At 68.2% G+C, this 26,294-nt stretch carries 26 protein-coding genes; 11 read left to right on the forward strand and 15 right to left on the reverse strand.

The annotated features are described in order from the left end of the window. From VNN10_06530 to dtd, 3 genes are all read left to right on the forward strand, one after another. Positions 1–466: bifunctional 5,10-methylene-tetrahydrofolate dehydrogenase/5,10-methylene-tetrahydrofolate cyclohydrolase (locus VNN10_06530; GenBank protein HXH21667.1), on the forward strand; the 466-nt coding region annotated here is incomplete at its 5' end. Between the two features lie 175 nt (positions 467–641). Then, a complete protein-coding gene (locus tag VNN10_06535; GenBank protein HXH21668.1) occupies positions 642–920 on the forward strand; it encodes an FmdB family zinc ribbon protein in 279 nt (92 codons plus the stop codon). A 69-nt stretch (positions 921–989) separates the two neighbouring features. Next, positions 990–1,460 carry a D-aminoacyl-tRNA deacylase gene (gene dtd / locus VNN10_06540; GenBank protein HXH21669.1) on the forward strand — a complete coding sequence of 157 codons (471 nt, stop codon included), beginning with the start codon at positions 990–992 and terminating at the stop codon, positions 1,458–1,460. A 109-nt stretch (positions 1,461–1,569) separates the two neighbouring features. Here the strand turns inward: dtd and VNN10_06545 are convergent, their stop codons facing one another. The 5 genes from VNN10_06545 to VNN10_06565 form a co-directional block, all read right to left on the reverse strand. Then, positions 1,570–2,118 carry an AAA family ATPase gene (locus VNN10_06545; GenBank protein ID HXH21670.1) on the reverse strand — a complete coding sequence of 183 codons (549 nt, stop codon included), beginning with the start codon at positions 2,116–2,118 and terminating at the stop codon, positions 1,570–1,572. Positions 2,119–2,264: 146 nt separating this feature from the next. Beyond that, a complete protein-coding gene (gene nadC, locus VNN10_06550) occupies positions 2,265–3,149 on the reverse strand; it encodes a carboxylating nicotinate-nucleotide diphosphorylase (protein ID HXH21671.1) in 885 nt (294 codons plus the stop codon). After that, entirely contained in the window at positions 3,142–4,752 is a 1,611-nt protein-coding gene (nadB, locus tag VNN10_06555) for an L-aspartate oxidase (protein HXH21672.1), read from the reverse strand. Before nadB ends, nadC begins: the two co-directional genes overlap by 8 nt. A 102-nt stretch (positions 4,753–4,854) precedes the next feature. After that, a complete protein-coding gene (gene fabF / locus VNN10_06560; protein ID HXH21673.1) occupies positions 4,855–6,093 on the reverse strand; it encodes a beta-ketoacyl-ACP synthase II in 1,239 nt (412 codons plus the stop codon). After that, positions 6,093–6,941 (reverse strand): alpha/beta hydrolase, encoded by an 849-nt coding sequence (locus tag VNN10_06565; GenBank protein HXH21674.1) that lies wholly within the window; start codon positions 6,939–6,941, stop codon positions 6,093–6,095. Before VNN10_06565 ends, fabF (VNN10_06560) begins: the two co-directional genes overlap by 1 nt. A 190-nt stretch (positions 6,942–7,131) precedes the next feature. On the opposite strand from VNN10_06565, the gene VNN10_06570 reads away from it, so the two are divergent. Together VNN10_06570 and VNN10_06575 are read left to right on the forward strand one after the other, a co-directional pair. Beyond that, positions 7,132–8,337: a CoA transferase gene (locus VNN10_06570; GenBank protein ID HXH21675.1), complete on the forward strand. Its 1,206-nt coding sequence runs from the start codon at positions 7,132–7,134 to the stop codon at positions 8,335–8,337. 89 nt (positions 8,338–8,426) lie between these two features. Continuing rightward, positions 8,427–9,710, forward strand: coding sequence for an MFS transporter (locus tag VNN10_06575; GenBank protein HXH21676.1), 1,284 nt, complete (start codon positions 8,427–8,429; stop codon positions 9,708–9,710). Between the two features lie 12 nt (positions 9,711–9,722). Here the strand turns inward: VNN10_06575 and VNN10_06580 are convergent, their stop codons facing one another. The 5 genes from VNN10_06580 to VNN10_06600 form a co-directional block, all read right to left on the reverse strand. Then, positions 9,723–10,613 carry an ester cyclase gene (locus VNN10_06580; GenBank protein HXH21677.1) on the reverse strand — a complete coding sequence of 297 codons (891 nt, stop codon included), beginning with the start codon at positions 10,611–10,613 and terminating at the stop codon, positions 9,723–9,725. A 128-nt stretch (positions 10,614–10,741) separates the two neighbouring features. Further along, complete coding sequence (locus VNN10_06585; protein ID HXH21678.1) at positions 10,742–12,892, reverse strand: AAA family ATPase; 2,151 nt, start codon at positions 12,890–12,892, stop codon at positions 10,742–10,744. 78 nt (positions 12,893–12,970) lie between these two features. After that, a complete protein-coding gene (fabF, locus tag VNN10_06590) occupies positions 12,971–14,221 on the reverse strand; it encodes a beta-ketoacyl-ACP synthase II (GenBank protein ID HXH21679.1) in 1,251 nt (416 codons plus the stop codon). An 81-nt stretch (positions 14,222–14,302) separates the two neighbouring features. Continuing rightward, positions 14,303–16,729, reverse strand: a complete 2,427-nt coding sequence (locus VNN10_06595) for an ATP-binding cassette domain-containing protein (GenBank protein HXH21680.1) — start codon at positions 16,727–16,729, stop codon at positions 14,303–14,305. Beyond that, complete coding sequence (locus VNN10_06600; GenBank protein ID HXH21681.1) at positions 16,726–18,696, reverse strand: patatin-like phospholipase family protein; 1,971 nt, start codon at positions 18,694–18,696, stop codon at positions 16,726–16,728. The genes VNN10_06595 and VNN10_06600 overlap by 4 nt, the downstream gene beginning before the upstream one ends. Before the next feature lie 142 nt (positions 18,697–18,838). Here VNN10_06600 and VNN10_06605 point away from each other — a divergent pair, with 142 nt between their 5' ends. From VNN10_06605 to VNN10_06615, 3 genes are all read left to right on the forward strand, one after another. Next, a complete protein-coding gene (locus VNN10_06605) occupies positions 18,839–19,162 on the forward strand; it encodes a 2Fe-2S iron-sulfur cluster-binding protein (GenBank protein ID HXH21682.1) in 324 nt (107 codons plus the stop codon). Beyond that, positions 19,159–19,452, forward strand: coding sequence for a 4Fe-4S dicluster domain-containing protein (locus VNN10_06610; GenBank protein HXH21683.1), 294 nt, complete (start codon positions 19,159–19,161; stop codon positions 19,450–19,452). The genes VNN10_06605 and VNN10_06610 overlap by 4 nt, the downstream gene beginning before the upstream one ends. Before the next feature lie 104 nt (positions 19,453–19,556). Then, on the forward strand, positions 19,557–20,480 hold the full coding sequence (locus tag VNN10_06615; protein HXH21684.1) for a LysR family transcriptional regulator: 924 nt from the start codon (positions 19,557–19,559) through the stop codon (positions 20,478–20,480). 30 nt (positions 20,481–20,510) lie between these two features. Here VNN10_06615 and VNN10_06620 read toward each other — a convergent pair whose 3' ends face one another. After that, entirely contained in the window at positions 20,511–21,023 is a 513-nt protein-coding gene (locus VNN10_06620) for a hypothetical protein (GenBank protein ID HXH21685.1), read from the reverse strand. Continuing rightward, a complete protein-coding gene (locus VNN10_06625) occupies positions 20,989–21,291 on the reverse strand; it encodes a hypothetical protein (GenBank protein HXH21686.1) in 303 nt (100 codons plus the stop codon). Before VNN10_06625 ends, VNN10_06620 begins: the two co-directional genes overlap by 35 nt. Before the next feature lie 186 nt (positions 21,292–21,477). Here VNN10_06625 and VNN10_06630 point away from each other — a divergent pair, with 186 nt between their 5' ends. Beyond that, complete coding sequence (locus tag VNN10_06630) at positions 21,478–21,702, forward strand: DUF6458 family protein (GenBank protein ID HXH21687.1); 225 nt, start codon at positions 21,478–21,480, stop codon at positions 21,700–21,702. Positions 21,703–21,904: 202 nt separating this feature from the next. On the opposite strand, the gene VNN10_06635 is transcribed toward VNN10_06630, so the two are convergent. Further along, entirely contained in the window at positions 21,905–22,639 is a 735-nt protein-coding gene (locus VNN10_06635) for a hypothetical protein (protein HXH21688.1), read from the reverse strand. A gap of 77 nt (positions 22,640–22,716) precedes the next feature. Between VNN10_06635 and VNN10_06640 the strand changes: the two genes are divergently transcribed. Then, a complete protein-coding gene (locus VNN10_06640) occupies positions 22,717–22,878 on the forward strand; it encodes a hypothetical protein (protein ID HXH21689.1) in 162 nt (53 codons plus the stop codon). Positions 22,879–23,100: 222 nt separating this feature from the next. On the opposite strand, the gene VNN10_06645 is transcribed toward VNN10_06640, so the two are convergent. Both VNN10_06645 and VNN10_06650 read right to left on the reverse strand, forming a co-directional pair. Next, a complete protein-coding gene (locus VNN10_06645) occupies positions 23,101–23,466 on the reverse strand; it encodes a hypothetical protein (protein ID HXH21690.1) in 366 nt (121 codons plus the stop codon). 86 nt (positions 23,467–23,552) lie between these two features. Beyond that, on the reverse strand, positions 23,553–24,095 hold the full coding sequence (locus VNN10_06650; protein ID HXH21691.1) for an AAA family ATPase: 543 nt from the start codon (positions 24,093–24,095) through the stop codon (positions 23,553–23,555). Between the two features lie 352 nt (positions 24,096–24,447). Here VNN10_06650 and typA point away from each other — a divergent pair, with 352 nt between their 5' ends. Further along, positions 24,448–26,286 carry a translational GTPase TypA gene (typA, locus tag VNN10_06655; GenBank protein ID HXH21692.1) on the forward strand — a complete coding sequence of 613 codons (1,839 nt, stop codon included), beginning with the start codon at positions 24,448–24,450 and terminating at the stop codon, positions 26,284–26,286. The last annotated feature ends 8 nt before the right edge of the window (positions 26,287–26,294 follow it).

Raw genomic sequence — 26,294 nt, forward strand, 5'->3', positions numbered from 1 at the left:
CCTGCTGCGCACCGATAACGACCCCGCCGGCAAGCACGTCGTCATAGTCGGCCGCTCGAACATCGTCGGAAAGCCGCTCGCGGCCCTCCTCCTCCAGAAGCAGCCGGGCGCGAACGCGACCGTCACCGTCTGCCATACGGCAACCCGGGACCTGGCGGCCCACACGCGCCAGGCCGACATCCTCGTCGTCGCCGCCGGCAGTGTCAACGCCGTCACGGCCGCCATGGTCAAGCCCGGCGCAGTCGTCATCGACGTCGGAAACAACCGGGTGCCGGACTCCACACGTCGCAGCGGCTTTCGCATGGTTGGCGACGTCGACTTCGAAGCCGTGAAGGAAGTCGCCTCCTGGATAACGCCCGTGCCCGGTGGCGTCGGCCCAATGACGGTGACGATGCTGCTCGCGAACACCGTCGCCGCGGCCGAGCGTCTCGCCGAAGGACCAGCCAGCAGAGATCGGGGCGACTAGGTAGGCACCCCTTGCCGCGCAATCGCACGCCTGCCGCGCGCGTCCCTGATATACGCCCGGGCGCTCTGCCGGTAGGGTTAACCTTTAGCACTCTCGCCCTTTGATTGCTAACAGCTTGCCCCTTGGCTACACTAGGCTCGATAATCCCACGAACTACCGCAGGAGAACCCGGGAAGTGCCGACCTACGAGTACCGCTGCGCAGACTGCGACAACCGCTATGAGACGCGCGAGGGCTTCGACGCGCCCTCGACCCACCCCTGCCCCCGTTGTGGCGGCCGGGCCAAGCGTGTCCTGTTCGCGCCGCCAATCGTCTTCAAAGGCAGCGGCTTCTACGTCACGGACAGCCGCAAGAACGGCGATTCCGCCACCGTAGGCGGCTATGACGGCAAGGATGGTTCCTCACCCAGCAGCAGCAGCGAACCTGCGGCAGCTTCAACCAGCGCCGAGGACTAGTCGATCGCCCGCCCTCCCAACGCACGAGGACGACTCGTGCGTCTTCGTTCGCGCCCCTGGCGCCGGGCCGTGCGGGTAGTCCTCCAGCGCGTGACGAGCGCCGCCGTCCGCGTTGGCGGCGAGACAGTCGGCGCTATCGGCCCTGGCCTCGTCGCCTTCGTCGGCGTCGCCGAAGGTGACGCTGCCGCCGATGCCCGACGCCTGGCAACGAAGACCGCGGAGCTGCGCATCTTTTCCGACGCGGAGGGCCGCTTCAACCTGTCCTTGCTTGAGGCCGGCGGCGAGGCCCTCGTCATTTCGCAGTTCACCCTGCACGCCGACACGCGCCGCGGCCGCCGGCCGAGCTTCGCCGCGGCCGCCCGTCCCGAGATCGCCGAGCCGCTGGTCGAGGCCTACGCCAGCGCCCTCGAGGCCTGTGGCGTACGGGTCGCCCGCGGCCGCTTCGGCGCCCACATGAGCGTCGATGTCTTCAACGACGGCCCGGTGACCATCATCCTCGACAGCGAAGACCTCGATCGGCCGCGGCGCTCGAAAGCCTGAACGCCGCCCGCCTCGAAGGCCTGGATATCACGCGGGATGGGGCTGCCGCGGATGAGGCGGCCTTCCTCGACCGGGCCCTGGCTGTCTGAGGTGGTGCGCTTGGAGTGAGTCAGGCGTGCGGCGGCCAGACTATGCTCGCGCCGGAGGTTGTCGCCGCCTGCACGCTGTCCGCCGTCTCCTGCACTGACTGCTGGCTGCTGTCGATTGTGACGCCGGCGAAAGGGCCAGCGGCCTCCATCTCGCGATAGACCTTCTCGACACGGCCGGGCGGCGCCCGCCACTCCTTTCGCTGGCGGTCGCGCTCGAGGCAGACCTCCAGCGACGGCATCAGCCGCACGAAGTGCACCGGTACCCCGGCAGGCTTCAGCCCCTCGAGATAGAGTTCGAGCGCGCTCGCGTCCGGCACGATGTCATCGATGATCACGCCGAAGCGCTCCTCGATAAAGTTGCGGGCGATGGCGCAGGCGTTGCGGATGCCGAGCCGGTACTGGTGCTCCCGTTCCGGGTGGTGAGGCTTCGCGAACCCGGTCGGCGTGATGAAGCGCCGCAGCACCTCGACCTCGACGTGCGCCACGCGGTCGTAGCGCTCCCCGAGCGCCTCGGCGACCGCGGACTTGCCGGAGCCCGGCGGGCCGGTGAGGATGAGGATGTCGGCCATACGGCTCCATCATGAGCGGCCCCGTCCGCGGCGTCGAGGGCCATCCGGAACCGGCCGGGCAACGGATGCGGCAAGCGCGGGCAGCCTGCAGGTCTCGCCAACAGGTGTTGGCGAAGCCACGCGGGCGCCTCGACCCTGAGGGCTGGTCAGAGCTCGGCGGTCATCACCTCGAGGCTGATGTCCAGCGCTCGCGCCGAGTGAGTAAGGGAGCCTGAGGAGACGAAGTCGACACCCGTCTCCGCGATCTCGCGGATGTTCTCCAGCGTCACGCCGCCCGAGGCCTCGAAGAGGCAGCGCCCGCGCGCCATCTCCACTATCTGCGCCATCAAGGGCGGCGGCATGTTGTCCAGGAGCACGATGTCCGCTCCGCCCTCGATCGCCTGCTGAGCCTCCTCCAGGGTCGTGACCTCGATCTCCACCCGCAGCGTATGAGGCGAGAGGTCCCGCGCCCGCTTGATCACATCGGGGATGCTCAGCCCGCGCGAGCGGCCCGCGGCGATATGGTTGTCTTTGATCAGGACCCCGTCCGCGAGGTTGAAGCGGTGGTTGAAGCCGCCGCCCATGCGTACGGCGTAACGCTCCAGCACGCGCAAGCCGGGCGTCGTCTTGCGCGTGTCGAGCACGCGCACCGGAAGTCCCGCCACCGCCTGTACGAAAGCCCGCGTGGTAGTGGCGATGCCGGAGAGGCGCTGCAAGAAGTTCAGCGCCACGCGCTCGGCCGACAGGATGGCCCCCAGAGGCCCCACCACGGACGCGAACTCCGTCCCGGCGTGCACCCAGTCTCCGTCCACCACGCGCGTCCGCAGCTCGATCTCAGGGTCGACTGCCGTAAAGGCTGTCGTCGCGACGGTCAGGCCGCAGATAACGCCGCTCTCCTTGGCCAGGAAGTTGCCCCGCCCCTGCTGGTCAGGCGGCACGATCGCGCTGGTAGTGACGTCGCGGAAAGCCCCGTCCTCGACCAGGGCCGCCCGGACGAGGTCGTACACCTGGCCGGGGTCGGGGAATGGTATCTCGTCCAACCTGTCACGCATCGCGACGGAAGATTATGTGGCGCCTCCAGGCGTCGTCCGGGTGGGGAAAGTCGACGCGATAGTGCGCGCCCCGGCTCTCCTGGCGGATGAGCGCGCCCTCAGTGACCAGCCGTCCCGCCGTGAGGAGGTTGCGCAGCTCGTGTGAAGGGCGGTCCGATGGTGGCGGCGCAGAGCGCTCCCACATTGCCAGGGTCAGGGCGGCTTCCGCGAGGCCTTCGCCGCTTCGTACGATCCCCACCTTGTCCCACATGAGCGCCTGCAGCGCCGCAAGGCTAAGCGGTGTCTCGGCGAAGGGCAAAGCGCGCGCCGGCGCGCCGATACGCGGCAGCGCCTCGCCTCCCGGGCGGTAGATGCCGGCCTTCAGGTCCTCCGTGGAGGCGTCCGGCAGCGGCCGGGCGTCAGCGGCAGGAGGCGTTGGTGTGGCGGTCCCGCTGAGCGTGCGCTCGACCACGCGCTTCGCGAAGACCACCGTCTCCAGGAGCGAGTTGCTGGCCAGCCGGTTCGCGCCGTGCACGCCCGTGCAGGCCACCTCGCCGCAGGCATAGAGGTTGCCCACGTTCGTCTCGCCCCAGGAATTGGTCCTCACTCCACCCATCATGTAGTGGGCCGCCGGCGAGACAGGGATCGGCTCGCGTGTTATGTCGAGGCCGTACTGCGCGCAATAGCGGCGGATCTGGGGAAACCGCGCCGCCGTGCGCTCGGCGGGCAGGTGTGTGATGTCCAGGTACACCCGGTCCGTGCCCGTCTTCGCCATCTCGCTGACGATGGCCCGCGCCACGATGTCCCTTGGCGCGAGCTCGGCACGTTCGTCGTAGTCGGGCATGAAACGCCGGCCTTCGCTGTTGATCAGGCGGCCACCCTCGCCGCGCACTGCCTCCGAGATCAGGAAGACGGGTACGCCGGGCAGCCGCAGGGCGGTAGGGTGGAACTGGATGAACTCCATGTCCATGACCTCGGCGCCGGCGCGGTAGGCGAGCGCCACGCCGTCGGCGGTCGCGACGGGCGGGTTGGTACTGACTTTGTACAGCTGCCCGCAGCCACCGGTCGCGAGCACCACATGGCGCGCCTCGAACTCCTCCGTGGTGTTCGCGCGCGTGTCCAGGGCCACGATGCCCCGGGCGGCGCCATCTCGTATCACGACCTCGAGGGCAAGGCTGTGCTCGAGAATAGTCACGCGCGAATGGCGCGCGACCTCGCTCAGCGTCAGCTCGATGTGCGCCCCGGTCGAGTCGCCCCCGGCGTGGAGGATGCGCGGGCGGCTGTGCGCACCTTCACGCCCCAGCGCGACCTCGCCATCGACGGTGTCGAAGGGGACGCCGAACTGCACCAGGTCGGCGATGCGGTCCGCAGCCTCCGAGGTCAGGATGCGCGCCGCCTCCTCATCCACCAGCCCCGCGCCGGCCTCGATCGTGTCCTCGAAGTGCAACTCGGCGCTGTCGTCAGGACCGACCGCCGCGGCGATGCCGCCCTGCGCGTACTTGGTGTTGCACTCGTCGATGCTGCCCTTCGTCAGCACCAACACGCTGCCGTGGTCGCGGGCCATGAGGGCGGCGTAGAGCCCGGCGATGCCAGAGCCTACGATCACGTAGTCGAAGAAGCGCATCAGACCTCGATCCGGCCCGCCAGCGGGCCCGAAGCGCGAACAGTAAGTGTCATTATGACACTAAGTCGGCTGCTGTCTAGTCCGGGAGCCCTCGCGCGCCGTTCAGGCGTAGCGGCGGAAGGCCAGGCAGGAGTTCTGGCCCCCCAGGCCGAACGAGTTCGAGAGCGCGGCTCGCACCGTAGCCTTGCGCGCCTTGTTCGGCACGTAGTCGAGGTCACAGTCAGGGTCCGGGAACTCCTGGTTGATCGTCGGCGGGATCACCTGGTCGCGCAGGGTGAGGACGCAGACGGCCGCCTCGAGGGCGCCGGCGGCGGCGGCCAGGTGGCCGGTCATCGACTTCGTGGAGCTCATGGCGATGCCGTAGGCCTGCTCGCCGAACACTTTCTTCACGGCCGCCGTCTCCGTCTTGTCGTTGAGCTGGGTCGATGTGCCGTGGGCGTTGATGTAGTCGATCTCTTCCGCGTCCAGCCGCGAGTCCCTCAGCGCGCGCTCCATCGCCAGCGCCTGGCCGTCGACGTCCGGCGCGGCGTCATCGGTTGCGTCGAAGGACCAGGCCGCGCCGGCAAGCTCGCAGATGATCGGCGCGCCCCTGGCCCGCGCGAACTCCTCGGTCTCGAGCACCAACACGGCGCTGCCCTCGCCCAGCACGAAGCCGCTGCGCTTGGCGTCGAAGGGCCGCGAGCCCCGCTGGGGCTCGTCGTTCCACGTCTTGCTCAGCGCGCCGAGGTTCCCGAGGGCCGCGATAGCCACGGGCGTGATGATCGCCTCGGAGCCTCCGGCGAGCATGCACTGCGCGTATCCGAGGCGCAGCATGTTCAGGGCCTGGCCGATGGCGTCGCCACCGGAAGCGCAGGCGCTGTTCACACTCGAGTTCGGCCCGCGGACCTCGAGCAGCCGGCCGACGCGCGCGGAGGCGCTGTACTGCCCGACCCGAGGCACCGTGAGCGGGTCGACCCTCTGGGGCCCGCGCTCCTCGATGACCCTGTCCTGCTCACCGATCGTGAACAGAGTGCCGCTGCTGGCGAGGACTACGCCTATGGCGTCGCGGTTCGAGTCGTCGATCCTTAACCCTGCCGCGGCGAGCGCCTCGTTCGCGGCGGTCACGGCCAGCTGCGTGTGGCGGCCGGAGCGGCGCGCCGTGCGGCGGTCCATGTAGTTGTCGGGGTCGAAGCCCTTCACTTCCGCGGCGATCTGGACGTCGAAGCCGGTGGGGTCGAAGTGCGTGATGCGCGTTAGGCCCGACTGCCCAGCGAGCATCGCTGCCCATGTCGACCCGGTATCCAGGCCGAGAGGGGAGACGATGCCAACGCCCGTCACTACGACCCGCGGGAAGTCCGGCATCAGTTCGCGTCCTTTCCAAAGAACTCCAGCGCCTCGGCTACCACGACTTCAGGCTTCTCCATCGGTATGAAGTGCGTCGTCCCGGGAATTGTACGGGCTTCACCGCCGGGTACCAGCGTACCAGTCCGCCCACCGAGCCCGACGCCTCCGGCGTGGCCGTGCTCGCCCCAGAGGACACGCACCGGTATCCGCACCGCGTCGAAGCGGGCCGACACATCGGACTCCGCCACCGCCTCGTAGAAGCGCGCCTCGAGCTCCGGCGGGCACTTCAGCACGACACCGCCCTCGGCGGGACGGGTGCCCTGTTCGCAGTACAGGCGCAGGCTCTCCTCCGTCCAGCTGTCGAAGGGAGGCCTGTCGCGGAAGGACTCGAACATCTCCTGAGGGCTGGCAAACGACGCGCGCCGCCTGCGCGTCCGGTCGGCCATGGCGTTCGGCCCCGGCATGCCGGCCGGAGCCGCGTGGCCCCCGCGCCCGGTCGGCGTCACGGGCTCGACCATTAGCAGACGGCGGATCCGTCCCGGATGCAGGGCGGCATGGTAGGCGAGCGTAGTGGCGCCGGCGGAGTGGCCGATGGCGTAGACACCGTCCAGGCCGAGCGCTGCGAACACCGCCTCCATGTCCGCGGCCAGGTTGTCGAAAGCAAAGCCTTCGACCTTGTCGCTGTCGCCGTGCCCGCGTTGGTCCGGCGCGTAGACGTGGAACCGGCGCGAAAGCTCGCGCGCGTGGGGCTGCCACATCCAGTGCCCGAAGCCCGTGGAGTGCAGCATGAGGAGCGGCGGTCCATCGCCGCCAAGGTCCCGTACGAAAAGCCGCACGCCGTCGCGTTCGACCCAGGTGTCACCCATTTGGTCGAACGTAACGGAAGGGATGGGGTGGGTCAAACTTCATCACCGGCACCCTTCCCGCTGCCATCGCCAAGCGCACCGCGGACCATCCGGAGTGTCGAGGCTGGCGCGTCTTGCGTGCGCGGCCTTGCTTGCCCCGGAGGCGGCGGCGAATAATCTGGCCCAAGCGCGCCAACGAGGGAGGCAGGCTATGGGGTTCCCGCTCGAGGGTATCCGCGTCCTCGACATGACGATCTGGCAGCAAGGCACCTACGCGACTGCGATGCTCGCAGACCTGGGCGCCGATGTAATCAAGATCGAGGGGCCGGACGCTCCTGACCCCGGCCGCGGCCTGACGGCTGACGGGCGGACGCCCCTTGGCGCCTACTTCCATGCCCATAACCGCAGTAAGCGCGCCATCTGCATCGACCTGCGGAAGCCGGAGGCTCAAAAGGTGCTGCACCGCCTGGTCGAGACGGCGGACATCTTTGTCAGCAACATGCGGCGGCGCGCCCTGCGCAAGCTCGGCGCCGACTACGAGACGCTCGCGAGGGTGAACCCGCGCCTCATCTACGGCCGCGCCTCCGGTTACGGCCCCAGGGGGCCAGACGCCGACCTCGGCTCCATGGACATCATGGCCCAGGCCCGCGGCGGCATCATGAGCGTCACCGGCGACCCTGACGGCTGGCCAAAGCCGATCGGCGTGCCGGCAGCGGACCACGTGGGCGCCATGAGCATGGCCTTCGGGCTAATGGTCGCGCTCTACCACCGCCAGGTCACGGGTGAAGGCCAGGAAGTCGATGCCTCGCTGCTCGGCGGGCAACTCTGCATCCAGTCCTTCAACATCACCGCCAGTCTGTTCAACGAAAACCGCGTCCCGCCTCGCCGCCCGCGCGCTGGCAACAGCCCCACATGGCAGGTCTACAAGGGCAGCGACGGCAAGTACTTCGTCATCGGCATGAACGGCCAGCGCTGGTGGCCAGGCATCTGCGCCGCGCTCGACAAGCCAGAGTGGCTCACTGACGAACGCTTCGCCACCGTCGCTGCCCGGGCTCAGAACGCCGAAGCGCTCATCGCCGAGTTCGACGCTATCTTCGCGACGAAGACCGCTGACGAGTGGGTGGCCCTCTTTTCGAGGGCAGACCTGATGGCCGCGCGCGTGAACGACTACGCGGAGGTCGCCCGAGACCCCCAGAACCTGGAGAACGGCTACATCACGACGGTGGAGCGGGAGGACGGGCCTCCCGTGCAAATGGTGGGCCTGCCCGTGATCTTCAGCAAGACGCCCGGGCGCATCCGCAGCCTGGCGCCCGAACTGGGGCAGCACACCGAGGAGGTGCTGCTCGAGGCCGGATATACCTGGGACGAGATCGCGAGTCTGCGCGAGATCGGGGCCATCGGCCTGCCACCGACCTGAGCGTCCGCGCCGCGGTGCGCCGCCGCCGCACCGGCAGTCTGGCGGGCGCCATGTTTGACCGTGTTCCGGTAGCGCCATAGCATCGGGGCATGGCTCAAGAAGTGGCGGTAAGAGACGCCGCCGCACTCCCACCGGATACCGCTGCTCAGGCAAAGTTCAAGACCTTCCACTCCCTTCGTTACAGGGACTATCGCTTTCTCTGGCTCGGCCAGGTCGGCGCGGCAGCCTCGCTGTGGATGGAGCAGCTTGCGCGGCCGCTGCTCATGCTCTCCTTGACGGACTCGGCCTTCCTCGTCGGCCTGGTCACCGCGACGCGCATGGTGCCGATGCTGCTGGTCGGCATCTGGGCTGGAGTGATCGCGGACCGCGCTGACAAACGCCAGATCCTGCTCGTGACGAAGTCGGTCACGCTTCTGACGCACCTCACCACGGCCGCGGTCATCCTGACTGGCGTCATCGAGCCCTGGATGGTATTCGTGACGACCTTCATCGGCGGCTCCGCGATGGCCTTCGACCAACCGGCCCGCCAATCGCTGATACCGCGCCTCGTGCCGCGCGAGAGCATCGCCAACGCTGTCGCCCTGAACTCGGCGGCGATGAACGTCATGCGCATCGCCGGCGCTTCCGCCGCCGGCCTGGTCCTGGCGGTATTCGACTACGGGGAACTCTATCTGCTCCAGTCGCTGATCTACGTCGGCGTCCTGGCTTCACTCTTCCAGATCAACTTCCGGCGCAGTGAGCAGGATTCGACGCGGAGGCAGCAGACTTCCGCCCTCGCGGACCTCCGCGAGGGCTTCGCCGCGGTCAGGCGTGACAGCGTCATCCTCTACGTCCTGGGTTTGAGCCTGATCCTCTTCGTGTGGGGCTTTCCGTATCAGACGGTGTTCGTGCCGCTGATCGCAAAACGCGCGCTGGAGCTCGGCGATGCCGGCGCAGGGCTGCTCGTCGCGCTGACCGGCGCCGGCGCCCTCCTCGGCTCGCTGACTATCGCCACCGCCGGCGACACGTTGGGGCGGCGCGGCCTCGTGATGCTCGGGCAGATCGCGCTCTTCAGCCTTGGCCTGCTGCTGTTCTCGCGGGCAGAGGTCCTACTGCTCGTGGTACCGGCCCTGCTCCTGACCGGGGCCATGCAGACGTCCTTCATGTCCCTGAACAATGCCTTCGTCCTCGGAAGGACGCCGCCCGAGCTGCAGGGCAGGATCATGAGCCTCTTCAGCCTGGACCGAGGGCTCATCCCGCTCGGCGCCACGGTTGGCGGGCTGCTGGCCGAGGCGCTCGGGCCGCAGGACGCGCTCACGATCATGGCCTCGATCTGCCTCGCCTGCACCCTCCTGGTAGCAGCCTTCGTGCCGACGATCCGCCGCATACACTAGCGCCAGCGGGCTCTAGAAGTACGGGAAGTCCTGCGGGACCTCGGCGCCGCACTGACAGACGGCGCCCCTGCCGGTGTAGTTCCGCCTGCCGCATTGCCCGCAGCGCGACCAGTGGCTGTCGAGGCGGTCAGCCGTCCAGACGCTGTTCATGCCGCCTTCGGCGAAGTTGCCGTCGAAGACCAGGCCCATGGCTTCTTTGTGGGTGCCGCCCTTGACCAGCGCCTTCGAGCTCTCGGCATCCTCCCAGGCCGTGATCGTGAACATGCGGTTGCCAATAACTGCGTTGATCGTGCTTATGAAGCCCGGGAGCGCCATCATCTCCGGCCAGATGCGGCGCGTGTAGTCGATTACCTGCTGCTTCTCGCGGTCGTCACGCACCTGGACTGCGGTTACGCTGTAGGCGCCCGGCCTGGTCTTTCTCGGGCCCTGCACGTGGACGGCATAGCCGAAGGTCGCTGGCCCCATCTTGTAAGGCAAGACGATCGCCTGAAGGCCCAGCTGCTCCACCAGGAGCCTCTGGTCGAAATAGCCCTGGACGGCGCGCACCTTCCCATCCGCCACCGTGATGAAGTCGGCGCCCGGGAGCGCGATGGTCGCGCCCGTCGGTGGTTGCCCCATCAGCGGGCCCGTGTTGGTCCCCCGCATGACCCACTGCGCCGCGACCGTGTGCTCGCCCGTTGCCGCGGCGCTCACGATCTCGAAGCTCAAGTCCGGGAACGCCTGGATTAGCCCGCCGGCATATCCCGCCACCCCGGGCCCCGACACGCCCTGCGGCACCACCGGGTCGCAGTAGACGCCGCCCTCGGCGAAGGCCGCCGCCACGGCTTGCGGGTCCCGCGCGTTCCAGGCTGCGAAGTACCGCTCCGCCACTCCCAGCGCCGTCGTCTTTGCAGCTGTCTCCATCGTCCTTCCCTCCCGCGTCGACGTCAGCGACAAGACCGGCGCCCACCTGGCGCCCTCATCTATCGCCGCCATCCAAGGGTCAGTGGAGGCAGATGGCTTCTCCAGACCAAAAAGTGCTCAGTTGCTGCTTAATTTGGCCGCCTGGCGCCCGGCGGCGCCTCCGGCGCGGCGCTCCCGTGAAGCTCACGCTCCCAGAGCCAGGCGGTAATGCGTTCGACGCCGGCGGCGAGATAGCGCCGGTAGGTACTGAAAGGCATGTCCACGCGCTCGGCCGCGGCCTCCTGAGTTGGAGCCGGCTCCAGGTAAGTGTGCAGCACGGCCTCGAACGCCTTCCGGTCCCTTGGGCTCCCCCTCAGGGACTTCGCGGCTTCGAGGATCAGTGACTGCAAGCGTTCCGCTCCGGTACTGCCACCCGCGCTCCCGAGCACCAGGCGGCAGCGCAGCAGTTTGCTCGCCGCCAACCTGTCCGGCCGCCGGAAGTCGCGAAGCGCCTGTCTGACAGCCGCGGCGAACTCGCTCTCGGACGGCACCACGAGCGGTTCCAGCGGAGCATCTCGCAGCGCTTCCAGGCTCATGTCCTCCGCCAGCTCACGCTCGGCCATCTTGTCCAACCAGGCCAGCGCTGGTTCAGCCCGCCAGTCGTGCGCGAACACCCCGAAGTGCCGTCCGCCGGCGACGAAGTCAGCGGCCTCTTCGAGCCGGTGGTTTATGTACAGGAAGTAGGCCCGCCAGTAGTCCGGGTCCTGCATCGCGATGAAGCTCCAGGCAAGCCGCCGGTCCGTTAGCCAGCGAGAGCCGTAGACGGCCGCGAGCACGTCGAATACCGGCGACAGCTCCTGGTAGCGCTCGAGGTCGACCGCGAAACGGCCGTAAATGACCTGCTCTCCCGGCCTGAGACCGCCCCGCGCCTGCACGAACCGCGACGCTGCGGCTAGCGCCGGGTCGAAGCTGGACGCGTCCAGCAGCGCGGGTTCATCGAGCACGAGGCAGAGCGTGAAGCCGATCATCCTAGCGTCCTGGTTCCGGATCGCCAGAAAGCTCTGAGGCGCGCGCTGCAGCCACTGGCGCGCGATCTCGGCCGAACCCTCTCCCTCGAAACGACGCAGCGCTTCCAGGACCCGCGGGTGCTCATCCGGAGACGCCGGCTCAGCGTAGGCGCGTCCCAGGGACTTGACGTCATAGAACGGTCGCGCGAAGGCGTTGTGGCGGTGCAGGAAAAGGAGGTCCATGAAGTGGTACTGCTGCTCGCCCGCTGACGCCTGCACGATGTTGTCCACGACGAACGCGCGCACACGCCCATGCACCTCCCGAAACCGCTCCCGGTTGCGCCAGCGCAGGTCGAGGTCCAGGACATCACGCGCCAGGTCATGTGGGTAGAGCCCCGATGGCCCGGCCTCGATGAAGGAAAGGCCCCGGAGCCACTGAAAAAGCTCAAAGGCATCCGCGCCGGGCACGGTCGCGCGCAGTAAAGCCTCGGTGGTGACCCTGGCGTGGGCGCAGACCTCGAGCGCCTCGCGGTGCGCTCCGTCCGGGACGCGCTCGATGAAGCCCCGCAGCAGCTCGCCAACGATGTCAGGTGAGCTTTCCGGCCGCGCCGTCTGTCCTTCACCGCCGAGGGCAAGGAGGTCTGCCGTGAGACACAGGGCCAGGGGGTGGCCGTGAGTGAACGCCAGCGCCTGGGCGTGGCGCGCCTCCGGTACTCCGCGCGCTCGCAGGTAGCTGCGGCACTCCTCCGGCTCCAGGTTGCGTAGCCTGATAAGGCGCGTCAGGTCTGCAAGCCCTGGTTCGCTCCTCCAGGGCCTCGACGGCGGGTTCCGTCCCGCAATCACGACCTTCGTCGAGGCCGGAAGCAAGGGGAGGACCTCGGAGCGCAGCCAGCCGTCCAGCGGCTCCAGGACCTCGTACGTGTCGATCATGACCACGCCCGGTGCATACCGGGCGAGAGCGTCGAGCGCTCTCTCCTGAGGGAATACGGGCGCCGGGACCGCCGTACGCAGCGCCGCGAGGAAGCCGTCCGGCGAAGGTTCCACGTTCCGGCCATCCACCTTCAGGCAGGAGAGCCCTTCTTCGCGCGCGATGGCCTCGAACTGCGCGAGCAGAGATGTCTTGCCGATGCCGCCAGGGCCGTAGACGAAGATGACGGCGGTGTCAGGGTCGCCGAGGGCTTCGCGGAAGAGCCGCAGCTCCGCCTCTCGCCCGACGAAGCGCCTCCTGCCGGCCTGCGCGATCTTCTCGCCCAGGGAGAGCACCGCCTTGTCTCGCTGCCGCTCCAGCGCCACCTGCCCCTTCAGCCTCCTACGGCATTATGGCGCGCGGTGCCTGCGGCAGGAACGCCCGTGACTGGAGTGACCGCTTGCCTACAGCTTCCGGAAGACGAGACAGGCGTTCTGCCCGCCGAAGCCAAAGCTGTTCTTGAGTACGACGCGCACATCGCCCACAAGCCGGCTCTCATTTGGCACGTAGTCCAGGTCGCACTGCGGGTCCGGCTCCTCGTGGTTGATCGTGGGCGGCAGGATGCCCGTCTGGATGGCCTTCACGCAGGCAACCGACTCGATGGCGCCCGCGGCGCCCAGGGCGTGGCCGACCTGGGACTTGGTCGAGCTCACTGGTATGCGGTAGGCGTCCTCGCCGAAAACGGCCTTGATCGCGGCCGTTTCCACGACGTCGTTGAACACCGTCGACGTGCCGTGGGCGTTGATGTAGTCGACTTCCGCCGGGGCCACGCCCGCGTCGGCGAGCGCCAGCGACATCGCCGCCTGGGCGCTGGACCCGTCCGGCCTGGGCGCGACGATGTGGAAGGCGTCCGAAGTTGCTCCGTAGCCGGCAAGCTCGGCGAAGATGCGAGCGCCCCGCGCAAGCGCGTGCTCGAGCTCCTCCAGCACGAACATGGCCGCGCCCTCGGAGCTCACGAAGCCGTCCCGTCGCGCGTCGAAGGGCCTGCTGGCCCTGGTCGGGTCGTCGGCGCGCGTCGAGAGGGCGCGCATCGCGACGAAGCCGGCAAGCGCGATCTCGCACAGGCCCGCCTCGGTCCCGCCGGCGAGCACGATGTCCGCCCGCCCTGACCGGATTATGTCCAGGGCCGAGCCGATGGCCTGAGTGCCGGCGGCGCAGGCCGTACAGACCGTGTTCGCGTATCCCTTCAGGCCGAAGGCCCGCGCGATGTTCGCTGTCGCCATGTGGGGCATGGCCTGCGCCACCGCGTCCTGGGAGATCGACCCGGCGTGGCCGGCGATGACCGCCCGCGTCGCGGCCTCCACCTCCGCGTAGCCACCCGCGCCGGTGCCCACGATGACCCCGATCCTTTCCGGCCGCTCCGCGGCAACGTCCAGCCGGGCGTCTTCGATCGCCATCGACGCCGCTGCCACAGCGAACTGGCTGAACCGGGACTGGGAGGCCGCTTCGCTCCCGTCCATGAAGTCCGTGGGGCAGAAGCCTTTGACCTCGCCGTCGATCTTGACCGGGTAGTCCTTCGGGTCCCCGACCGTGATCCAGCCAATACCGGAGCGGCCTTCGGTGCAGCCGCGCCAGAACTCGTCCACGCTGTTACCGAGGGGCGTGATCGCGCCCATGCCCGTTATTACGACTCGGCGGGTTTCCCTTGCAGACACCCGATCAACCCTTTCGCCGACTCTATCGCGAGGCCGGAAAGCCTCCTAGGATGCACTTCACACAGGGGCCCGTCGGGCGGCTTAGCGCGCCACCACGCGGTCCTTTCGCTTCTGCATCACCAGCGTCAGCGCCAGCGGCACGACGATGAAGGCCGCGAGCACAGACCAGTGCACCACGGCGTCTATGGTGAAGGCCCTCACGTACGGCTCGGCGAAAGGCGCCGGCAGTTGGGCCGCGAAGCGGTCCGCCATGCTCGTTATACTGGCCCCCAGCTCCAGCGACCACCGGCTCAAGACCACGTTGGAGAGCATCCGCGCCGGCGCGAGCATTTTCTCCACAGGCACGAACGAGCCGTCGAAGATCAGCTGAGGGATCAGCAGCATGGGCACCAGGGCCATCGCCTGGTCCGAGTTCGCCACCGCGCCGCTAACGAGGAGCCCCATGGTCAGGCCCGCCAGCGCCGTCATGAACGTCAGCAGGACGAGCAGCGGATAGACATCCCAGCCGATCTGCCCCACGTCCACACGGAGCAGGACGATGCTCACCAGCGCGAACGCCTGGACCAGGCAGAGCACCGCCAGCACGATGACCTTCGAGCCTATGTACGGGACGACGCCGAGGTTGACCAGCCGTTCTCGGGCGTAGATCGCGGTCTCGCTGCTTATCGCTCTCGCCGCGTTGAAGGCGCCCAGCCAGATCGCCGAGAGCACAAGGCCCTTGAGCGCGGCGGTGGCCAGCAGGGCGTCGCCGCCCTCGTCCGCGGTCAGCGCGAAGATGTCTGCCTGGAAGAGCAGGAGGAGAGACAGCGCGATGGCCGGCGCCTGCAGGAGCAGCAGGCCCAGGTATTTCGGGTCCCGAGCCATGACCTCGGCGTAGCGGAGGGTGAGCCAGAAGAGCTGCCTCAGGCCAGAGGCCCCGCGGGTCCGCGGCCCGCTGACCGGCTGAGGCCTGGCGCCGGCTGCCGGCGCCGCGAGCGCCGGCCTGCGCTCGACCACATTCGCCTGGTAGACGCGCGACTGTTGAAACGAATCGACCCACTTCTCGGTGGCACCCTCCCCGTTCAGGAGGTCATAGACCTCCCCGAAGGTCGAGCAATGGAAGTGCCGGAGGCACTCAGCGGGCGAGCCGAAGAACACGAGCCTGCCCTGCGAGAGCCAAGCGATCTTGTCGCAGAGGCCCAGGCTCTGCGTGGAGTGAGTAGAGAGCACGACGGTCGCACCGTCCTCGGTCAGGCTCTGGAAGAGCGCCATCATCCGGCTCTCCAGCGCGGGGTCCAGGCCTGAAGTTGGCTCGTCCAGGAAGAAGGCGCGCGGCGTCGCCAGTAGCTCCACCGCCAGGCTCAAACGCTTGCGCTGACCGCCGCTGAGCAGGCTCACTGCCTTCCGGCGGTGCTCGGACAGGCCGACGGTCTCCAGGACCTCCTCGATGCGCTTCTCCAGCTCCGCCTTCCCCATGTCCCCTGGCAGCCGGAGGCGCGCGGCGTAGAAGAGGGTCCGTTCCACCGTCAGCTGCGTGTGGATGATGTCGTCCTGCGGCAGGTAGCCGATCGCCGTCCTGAACACGGGGAGATTCGCGTAAAGGTCGGTGCCGTCGAACTGTACGGCGCCCTCGGTGCCCGGCGAGAAGCCGTTCAGCGCATGGAGCAGCGAGGTCTTTCCGGCCCCGCTCCCGCCAACCAGGGCCACGAATTCGCCGGGGACGATCGAGAGGTTGATCCCATCCAGGATGCGCTTGCTTCCGACGGTCTTGCCAAGGTCGATGGCGTCAATCCGGACGCCGCGGCCATGGCTGAACGACTTTACTTTGAGGCCATCGAGGTAAACGCGGCTCGTGCCGACCAGCACCTCGTCTCCGTCCCGCAGCTCTGCCTCTTTGATGCGCTGGCGGTTTACGTAGGTGCCGGTGGTCGAGCCTTCGTCCGTGATGATCCAGCGGCCATCCTGCCGGCGTATGCGAGCGTGGAGGCCGTCAACGTGGGGGTCATTGATCTGCAGGTCGTTCTCCGCCCAGCGCCCGATGGTGAACTCCTCACGCTCGGGCGTGAGCGTCAGCAGGGCTACGGCCTCGTTCTGGAAGCGATGTACATTGCCGTGCGACACACGCTGGGCCAGGACGCGGCTGATCTCCTCGTTGATCTGGGGGTACTGCGCCAGCAGGGCCTGGAAGCGCTCCCGCGTGAGGCGCCAAAGGCTTGCGTCCGTGGTTGCGATCGCGGCCGCGGAGCGGGTGTCGCCCGAGAGCAGGGCCATTTCACCGAAGAAGTCGCCGGGCGCCAGGTGAGCGAAGACCACCTTCTCGGTAGCCGCGTCTGAAACGATCCTGACCTGCCCCCGGGCGATGACGAACATCTCCTCGCCCGGCTCGCCCTCGCGGAAGATCACGGCGTCGCGCGCGTACTCGACCAGCTCAAGGCTCGCGGCCACGGCCGCGAGCTCCTCGGGCGAGCAACGCGAAAAGATCGGGACCGCCTTCAGGCCCGGGACGCCCTCGCCCGTTACCGCGGTCATGACAGCACCTCCACCGAGGGGATGAGCGCGGCTATCTCGGGCAGCGCCGCCAACGTCGCGGTCTCTCCGGCCACCATGAAGTCCCGGCCGCGGCGGCTAAAGTCGCGGATGTGAGAGCGGCCGGTGTGCGGGCGGATGGTCACGTCGGCGCTCGCGGCGCTTCGCGCGGTTATCTCTCCGAGCATGATTTCCATCGTCCTCCAGAGCGCTTCGATGATGTTGGGCACGCGCGCGCCCTCGCCGGGCACAGAGTCATCCCTTGCCGACGATGCGAGGTCAACGGCGACGACGACATCGGCGCCCATCTGTCTCACGGTTTTACCGGGGACGGGGTTCGTGAGTCCACCGTCCACGAGCACGCGCCCATCATGCTCGACCGCAGGGAAAACTCCCGGCATCGAGATGCTGGCGAGGACGGCCTTCCAGATGACCGCTTCATCGAGCACGACTTCGCGGCCGCTGGCGACGTCCGTCGCGACGGCCGCGAAAGGTATGAAGAGCTCGGAGAACTCGGCGTCCGGCGCGCGGGGATGGCAGGTGGTGAGTATCTTCTTCAAACCGCGGTTGCTGGATATGGACCTGATGGGCAGCGTCAGCTTCACGAAGCGCCGGTCTGCGCCCGTCATCAGGGCTTCCAGCTGCGCCAGTTCCATGCCGCCGGCGTACGTCGAGGCCACGATCGAGCCGATGCTCGAGCCGGCCAGGTAATCGACAGGGACGCCATGTTCCATGAGCGTCCTGAGGACGCCGAGGTGAGCGAATCCCTTTGCCATGCCGGCGCCAAGCGCTACGCCGACTTCGATGCGGCCAATTCGGCGCGCAAGCCGATCGCAAGCCTGGACAAAGGGCCCTTCGGCGTCTGCCGCCCACCCTTCGAGCCCCTGCTCCCGAACCCGCGAGAGCAGGCCGTGGTCGCCAGGCAGCAGCCGCAGCCGGCCACCGGTCGGAACCAGCTTCAGGAGGCCTTCGATCCTGGCCCGCCTCTGAAGCACCGAGCGGTCCCAGAGGCCCCCTACCTTGTTGTCCGAGGTCACGGCCAGGTCCGTGAGGGCGGCAACTTCCAGACGCTCCTGGCGCCCGCGATGAGACTCAGCGACGGACGCCGCCTCGCCCAAGCGCCCATCCTCGGCCACCACCAGGAACTGGGCAGCCCTGGCCAGGAGAGGCCCCGCGGCTGGCTCCGGGCTGTCGCAAAGGAGCACGATCTCATGGAAGCGCTCCGCCAGTTCGTCCGCCATCGCTGCCATGCCTGCCGGGGCGGCGCCTGGCTTCGCCGCAAGGGTGGCCAGGCAGAGCGAACCGCCCGCGACCCCGACATCTCGCAGCTCGCCGAGCCCGGGCGCACTATCGTCACGGCCAGAGGACTCGTCAGCCGCAGCCCCCAGGCTCGCCACGGGGCCGCGGCGCGCATCGAGCAGAAGGACCCGCCGCCGCGTCTGCCGCGCCAGGCTGGCGCCCAGGATCAGGGCCAGAGGGGTGCTGACACCCTCCCCGGCTAGCAGGTAGAGCGCCGTGACGCGGCCCGTGCGGCTTTCGCCCAGCCGGCGGTTGGTGCGCACGAGCCGCCGGCTCAGGATGCCACTGAGGTTGCGCCAGAGCCCGGGGCAACGGTCCAGCACTTCGGGAAAGTCGTCCCTGGCAATGAACCAGGCGTCAGTGTCGACGAGGGCGCGTATCGTCGCCGAGCAGGGCTCGCCGCTTATCAGGCTCATCTCGCCGACGCACTCGCCGCGCGCGAGCGTCGCTATGTCCTCGCCGGACGCCGCGTCTTCCCGCAAGTTCACGCTGACCATGCCCGAGGCGATCAGATAGAGGCCGTCCGAAGGGGCGCCCTTCGCCAGGACTGTCTCGCCGGCCCGGAACGAGCGGCGCTGGAGGCGCGGCAAGAGGTAATCGAGCTCTTCGCTGCTCAACGCAGCGAGCAGAGGCGACTGGTCCGGCCTGAGGTCCAGTGTCTTGAGGTCCAAGCCCCCGTTGCTCCCCGGCTAGCCGGCTGGCCCACACGCTGGCGGGGATGTGGATAGGTTAGCGCGTTAGTATACGACGGCCCGGCAGCCCGAGCCGTACGCGATGGGGCTTCACCCTGGCCTGTGCTAGAATTCCGCTCGGATGGCTACCATCACCGTCCTCCCCGACGGCATCGACTTCGAAGCAGAGCCAGGCGAAACGATGATGGGCGCTGCCCTTGCGCGCGGCCTCTACTGGCCCACGACCTGCGGTGGCCAGGGCATCTGCACCACCTGCATGGCCGAGGTCGTCTCCGGCGAGGGAAACCTGCTCGAGATGGGTCGCAGCGAGCGCAAGACCCTGACCGCCGAGCGAGGCGAGGCGGTGCTCCGCCGTCCCGTGCGGCTCGCCTGCCAGGCAGTCGTCTTGGCCGGACCCATCTCCGTCATCAAGCCCGGCGTGCGGCCCGCGGAAAGCAGCTCATGACCTACGTCATCACCGAACCCTGCATCGGCGTCAAGGACATGAGCTGCATCGACGTTTGTCCCGTCGACTGCATCTACGGGAAGGACGAGGACGAACAACTCTACATCGACGCCGAAAAGTGCATCGACTGCGCCGCCTGCGAGGTCGCCTGCCCGGTGACCGCCATTTACTTCGAAGACGACGTGCCGGAGCAGTGGCGCCATTACATCGAAAAGCAGCGCCTCTACTTCGAGAACCTCAGCGAGGAAGAACGCCAGCACGCCTTCCGGCCGCGTAGCCAGCGCGCCTGACGCATCAGCCCGGCCTATACGAAAATCGACGGCTTTGCTTTTGACCCTGCAAGCCGTCAGTATCTGCTATGATTATCGAGGATTTGTATAGAGGGTATTTGTAGTTGGACCTCGGTCAGCTTGAGGCGTTCGTCCAGGTCGCGAACCAGAAGAGCTTCAGCCGCGCTGCTGAGGCGCTGTTCCTGACCCAACCTTCCGTCACTGCCCGCATCCAGGCCCTCGAGCGAGACCTCGGCGAGCGGCTGTTCGAGCGCTCGGGGCGCGGGGTACGCCTGACCGAGGTGGGCCAGTGCTTCCTCCCTCATGCGGAGCGCGTCCTTCAGGCGCTGCACGAGGGCCGGGACGCTATTGACGCCCTGCGGAACCTCCAGTCAGGCTCTCTGATCCTGGCCTCTGCCACCACCGTGAGCACATACATCCTCCCCGGGGTGCTGAAGACGTTCCGCCAGCGGTTCCCACGGGTCGAGGTCTCCGTGCGCACCGGGCGTTCGGAGCAGGTGCTGCAAATGCTCCTCTCCGACGAGGCGCAGGTCGGCCTTGTGCGCGCCGTGTACCACCAGGACATCGAGACCAAAGGTCTCATCGAGGACGAGTTGATCCTGGTCGCGAACTCGTCCGATGAATTGGCCCAGTACGGCACGATCTCGGTCGAGCAGCTCGGCGACCACCCGTTCATCTTCTTCGACCACAACTCCAGCTACTACTCGCTGGCCCAGGGCCTCTTCCGGCAGCACGGCATCGTCCCCCGCATCCAGATGGAGCTCGACTCCATGGAGGCGACCAAGAAGATGGTGGAGGAGGGCCTCGGCGTTGCCCTGCTGCCACGCATGGCCGTCGAGCGCGAACTCCAGTCCGGCAGCCTCGTCGAGATCGAGCTTGCGGGCATGCGCACCCCGACGCGGCAGATCGCCCTCATCAGCCGACGCAGCCGCCCTCTCGGCCCCGTTGCCCACGCCTTCGTCGAGATCGTGCAGGAGATGTTCGTCTCCGGGCGTAGCCAGCCGGCAGCCGTCGGCGCATCGTCTTAGCCGCCAGCAGGACACCCGGCCGCCGATCCTTCAGGGACTCGGAAGCATGCGCATCAAGCGGCCGCGGGCGCCGCGTCCGCTGATCATCCGCAGGCCAATCAGCGCCATCAGCCCGAGCGCGAGCATTGTCACGTCCGGCACCGGCCTCACGACGACACCGGACTCCGAGACGTCGGCGATGGCGATCACGCGCGCGGAACCGCGGCCGCCACCTCCGGCGCCGCCGCCGCTGCCTCCGCCCTGGTTCTGCTTCTCGTCCGTGCCCCCGCCGCCGCCGAAACCCATGCCGAAGCCCCCTTGCACGCTCACCGCCGCCAGCGGCACGAGCGTGTGACCACCCAGGCTCTGCGCGGGCCCGACTGCGGCCTCCGCCCGCGCGACCTCCGAGAAGTGCCCGATGAACGAGCTCATCTCCCTCCCGGTCCGCGCCACCGCGGCCGCGGCTTCCCCGCCGTAATCCGCCGGTACCGTCCTGCCGGCCGGCGACTCTGTAATCGCCCGCTCCTCTTCAGTCTGCCGTGGCGTCAGGCTGTCGTCCGCCATCTCCTCTTCCCCTCCTTTGACGGGTCGCTGCCAGCGTCAGGACCAGCAGCGCCATGACCAGCACGAGATTCAGGTCAACGACCGGCCGCAGGCGCCTCCGGCCGCCGCGCTCGTCGACCACCGCAACGGGCGCGTGGAAGGCCCAGAGGCCGGCGCCGCGCCTCGACTGCCAGGTGATGCGCACTCCCGCGACCCTGGCGCGCACGTCGTCCGTCTCGCCAAGCCGCACGTCCTCGATGCCAGCGTGGACCTTGATTGGGGCCTTCAAGGCTTACCACGGTAGCAGCCGCGCCGCGGCCTGAGAAGGCTCATCCGGCCTCCGGCAGGCTAGCGGCTGCGATTAGTAACGCGGCTTACAAGCGCCTGGCCCCCTTCCTAACGCGGCCGCTACGCCGGCCCCCTTAGGGTGAAGGAGGAAGGACGGCAGGGGGCTCTCCCGATAGGAGGACACGACATGGCGGTAGGGACCAGCCTTCTGCTCATAGCCTTTGGTGCGGTACTGGCCTGGGCTGTTGACTACGAGGTCTCGGGCGTTGACCTGCAGACGGTGGGCGGCATCCTCGTGGTGGTTGGCATCATCGGGCTGATCTTCTCTTTGCTCTTCCTCGCGAGCTTCTCGCCCTTCGGCCCCCGCGAGGCCATCGACCGCGGCCACCGCGACACGCATGACCACTACTAGCCCGCAGGCTCCTCCTCATGGTGAAGGCCCGCTCTCGCGGGCCTTCGCCGCGCCGGCTTCGTCTGCGCCGACGTGACTCGACGGGAGCCGCAACGGCACCTGCCCGAACCTCGGGTCTCCTTCACGCCCCCTCATGCACGCCTCACCCTTGCATAGTCCGAGAGGCGGCCTTGAATGGCGGTCTTGACGCGTATGCCATGTATCACGACCGGGTGCTGGCAGAGGGCGTCTGGGCGGCGGCGGCGCCACGCGCCCAGGCGCTTTCCGGGGCCTCCGTTGCCGTGATAGACGCGGCCGCCTGTTTTGCGGGGACGGTGGGAGCCTCCCGCACCAGCCGCCACGCTGTCAGGCCGACCACGGAGAAGATCGCTCCGAGATAGAGCGCCAGCACCCAGATTTCGCGGCTGTCGGCGCCGCTCAAGATGCCGTGATAGGTGGCGAGGACGAAGACCGCGAAGCTCGCATAGTGGACCGCCCGCCATGCTTTCTGCCCGATCCAGCGCCGGAGGTAGAAGCTCGCGTATACGGCCGCAAGCAGGTAAAGGGCCATTATCCCGAGCGCGACCGCTACGGGCCGGTACGAAGAGGTAAAGGGTAGTAAGACCTGCCTCGGAGAGAAACCCACGTACTCGTCCAGCAAGAGAGCGAGGGCGTGCAGTCCCGAAGTGCCCAGCGAAAGCAGGGCGAGGAACTGATGCGCGTCGAAGACGTCCGCGCGCGCCTGGCCACCGGGCAGGGTCCGGTTCGAAACTACCAGTCCGCCCACCACCGTGAGTGTCAGCAGCCCGTACGCCGAGATGCCGGAGGCGCGGACGAAGTACCAGACGGTGTGACCATCGGGCGCGAGGAGCAGGACCGCCAGGACGGCGCCAAGCGCCACGCTGGCTGAGGCCCATGGCACCAGCACCTGCGGCCGCGAGGTCTCGCGTCCGGTCACGAGGCGCGGGTCCTGGCGCGTGCCCTGACCGGCGCCACGGGCTGCGCCGGCGCTGGCGACGGCGCCGACCTCAGCGCGTGATCGTCGTCATCGTCGTCCTCTTCTTCTCGGTCTTCCCGGAAGAGGCGCTGCCCTGCGGCGCCCACGGCCGCCGGCTGGGATGCCTCTCCGTCCGCACCCCGCGAACTGATGACGACGAACGGTGGGATGAAGGAAAGCACTCCGCCGGCGAAGAGTAGCCCGCGGATCAAGTTCCGGCGTAACGCGCGTCGAGAGGACAAGGCAGCCTCCAGGGAGTGCGACTTCCGGAAAAGTATCCGCGCGCCCTCGCGCTTGTTCACCAGTCATGCCCTAACGGAATGCTAAAGCTCTGCTAAACCAGGGCCCGCGGGCCAGGTACGCTCGCCGCGCGCGCCGCGGGGCGCTCCGAGGGGATCATGAGCTGCCCGGCTTCGAGGCGCCTAGTCGGCGAACATTATGTCGTCCTCGTCCGCGAGTACGAGGTGCGTTTCGCCGTACTGGTCCGGGTCTTCCAGGCTCCAGTCCTCGAGTGACTCGGTGGGGCGCAGACGGATGCCCCAGTCGCCGCCGTACACCAGCCAGGCGGCGCCCGCGCTCGAGTCCTCGACCTGGACCGCGTATGCGCTGACGGGCGAGCCGCCCTCCGCGCTCGACCAGCCGGTCACGTCGAATAGCCGGCCCTCCGGCTCGCCCTCGAAGAGACGCACCGCCGACACCGGGTGAGGCGTCCCGATGTTCTTGAAGACCTGCGTCGCCGCCATGGGCGTGTTGGCGTTCGGCTCCACTTCGACGCGCGTGTAGGACATGCACAGATTGTAGCGAGCGGCGGACACATGGCGGCGCTTCGGCCGGCCTCAGGAGTCCTGCGCCGTGAGCGCCCTTGCCGACGCCGCTAACGCCCGGCCACGTGTCGCTCGAACAGCCCGCGCAGCGCCGCATCGACCGCGTTCGCGTCCTCGCCGTTCTCGATCCGCTCGCACTGCAGCGCTCCTTCGTCCGGCTCCCAGTGCTCGCGGACGTAGGCCTCCGCCTCCGCGACACCGACGCGCACCGTGTTGGCGCCGCGCGCCTGCAGCCGGCGCCGCCAGAGGTCCGGCGGCGTCTCGACAAGGACGAAGACAACGCGCGCCCGCGCCCCGCCTAACTCCGAGCGCAGGCGTTCGCGCGACTCCGCGTTCGGCAGCCCATCGGCGAGGGCGACAGCCGGATGAGCGCGCAGCAGCTCACGCGCCCTGGCGCAGTAGCGGTCGATGTTGGCCAGCCGCATTGCCTGGGTGTAGCGCCCGGCCTCCACCGCCTCCCGCTCCTCCGGCGTCATGAAGAGGTCCGTGTCGAGCGCCGGTACTCCGTGCAGCTCGCCAAAGCGCAAGCACAACGTGCTCTTGCCCGCGCCGGGGTGGCCGAAAAAGGCGAAGACGACTCTCGGGTCGCTCATCGGCCCAGGCGCGGCGGGCCGCTGCACATTGGATCGTTTTCAGACTTCATCTTCCGGGAAGCCCTGAAACGCGGCAGGGGCTCCGAGGCGCGGGCGCGGTTGGAGCGTGGGAGACGAATGGAGGCGCGTCATGGATGCAGGATAGTGGAGCCGGGCGTGAGCCAGCAGCGCTTCGTTGGCCCCGCCCCCCGCTGGCGACCTGCGGGCGCCACACTCATGGTTACAGCGAAGCTCAAGGCATCGAAGGCTGCTATAGTGGATCGACGCCAATACCGGGTTTCGCTCATTACTCCCCCAGGCGGAGAACACGTCTGTGGGAGTAATTGTGTGTGTGGCCCCGAATCGAGAGGCTATGCGGCGCCGGGAAGACATCCGCAACATCGCAATCATTGCCCACGTCGACCACGGGAAGACGACGTTGGTAGACCACATGCTGCACCAGACGGGCGCGTTCCGTCAGAACCAGCAGCCGGTCGCCCGCGTGCTCGATTCGAACGACCTGGAGCGCGAGCGTGGCATCACGATCCTGGCCAAGAACACCGCGGTCCTCTACAAGGGCACGAAGATCAATATCGTCGACACGCCGGGGCACACGGACTTCGGCGGCGAGGTCGAGCGCACGCTGACCATGGTCGAAGGCGTGCTGCTCCTCGTCGACGCCGCGGAGGGCCCGCTGCCGGGCACGAAGTTCGTGCTGAAGAAGGCGCTCGACCTCAACCTGAAGCCCATCGTGGTAATCAACAAGATCGACCGGTCCGACGCGCGCCCTTACGAGGTGCTCGACGAAGTCTTCGAGCTGTTCGTCGCGCTCGGAGCCAACGACAGCCAGCTGGACTTCCCGGCCATCTACACGGTCGCCAAGGCGGGCATCGCCAGGCGCAACCTCGAGGACGCCAGCACGACGCTCGAGCCGCTGCTGGACGCGATCGTGGAGGCGGTGCCCGCTCCCATGGTGGACCCGGACGCGCCGTTTCAGATGCTGATCACGACTATCGATTACAACGACTACCTCGGCCGCCTGGGCATCGGACGGATCGCACGGGGAGGCATCCGCCTCGGGGCGCCCATGAAGGTCGTGCACCGCGACGGCAGGACCGAGGACGCGCGTGTCACGAAAATTTACGGCTTCGACGGCCTCAAGCGGGTTGAGGTGGAGGAAGCCTCCGCGGGCGAGATCATCGCCCTGGCCGGCATGGAGGACGTCGACATTGGCGAGACCATCGCCGACCCGGCGGACCCCTCGCCCCTTCCCTTCGTGGCGATCGAGGAGCCGACGATCTCGATGCACTTCATGGTCAACAACTCGCCGTTCGCCGGCCAGGAGGGCCGCTACGTCACGACCCGCAACCTCAGCGAGCGCCTGGCGCGCGAGCAGCGCTCGGATGTCAGCCTGCGCGTGGAGATGACGGACTCGCCGGAGGTGTTCAAGGTGAGCGGCCGGGGCGAACTGCACCTCGCCATCCTGATCGAGACGATGCGGCGCGAAGGGTACGAGTTCCAGGTCTCCCGGCCAGAGGTCATCCTCAAGCGCTTCGGCGACGCGCTCCTGGAGCCGGTCGAGCACGTGGTCATCGACGTGCCCGAGGAGCATGTCGGCGCGGTCATCGAGAACCTGGGCAAGCGCCGCGGTGAGATGAAGAACATGCTCTCGACCGGCGAGGACGTTCGTCTCGAGTTCCTGGTGCCCTCGCGCGGCCTTATCGGCTTCCGGAACGAGTTCATGACCGAGACGCGGGGCACGGGCATCCTGCACCACAGCCTGCACTCCTACGAGCCCTACAAGGGCGAGATCGCGGAGCGCAGCAAGGGCGCGCTCGTTGCCATGGAGGCGGGCGAGGCGGTGCCGTACGCGCTCTTCCGGCTGCAAGACCGCGGCACGTTCTTCATCAAGCCGGGCACGCGCGTTTACGCCGGCATGATCGTCGGAGAGAACGCGCGCGAAAACGACATCGCCGTGAACGTCTGCAAGACGAAGCAACTCACGAACATCCGCGCCGCCGGGTCGGACGAGGCCGTGCGGCTGGAGCCTCCGCGCATCCTCTCCCTCGAGCAGGCGATCGAGTGGCTTGCGGCGGACGAGTACCTTGAGGTGACGCCGAAGGCGCTGCGCCTGCGCAAGAAGCACCTCGACCCCAGCGCCCGCGCCCGTGCCGAGAAGTCACGCGCGGCCGTGGCCGCTGCCGCCGGCTGAGCGGGCCC

Source organism: Dehalococcoidia bacterium (genome assembly GCA_035574915.1).
GTDB lineage: Bacteria > Chloroflexota > Dehalococcoidia > DSTF01 > WHTK01 > DATLYJ01.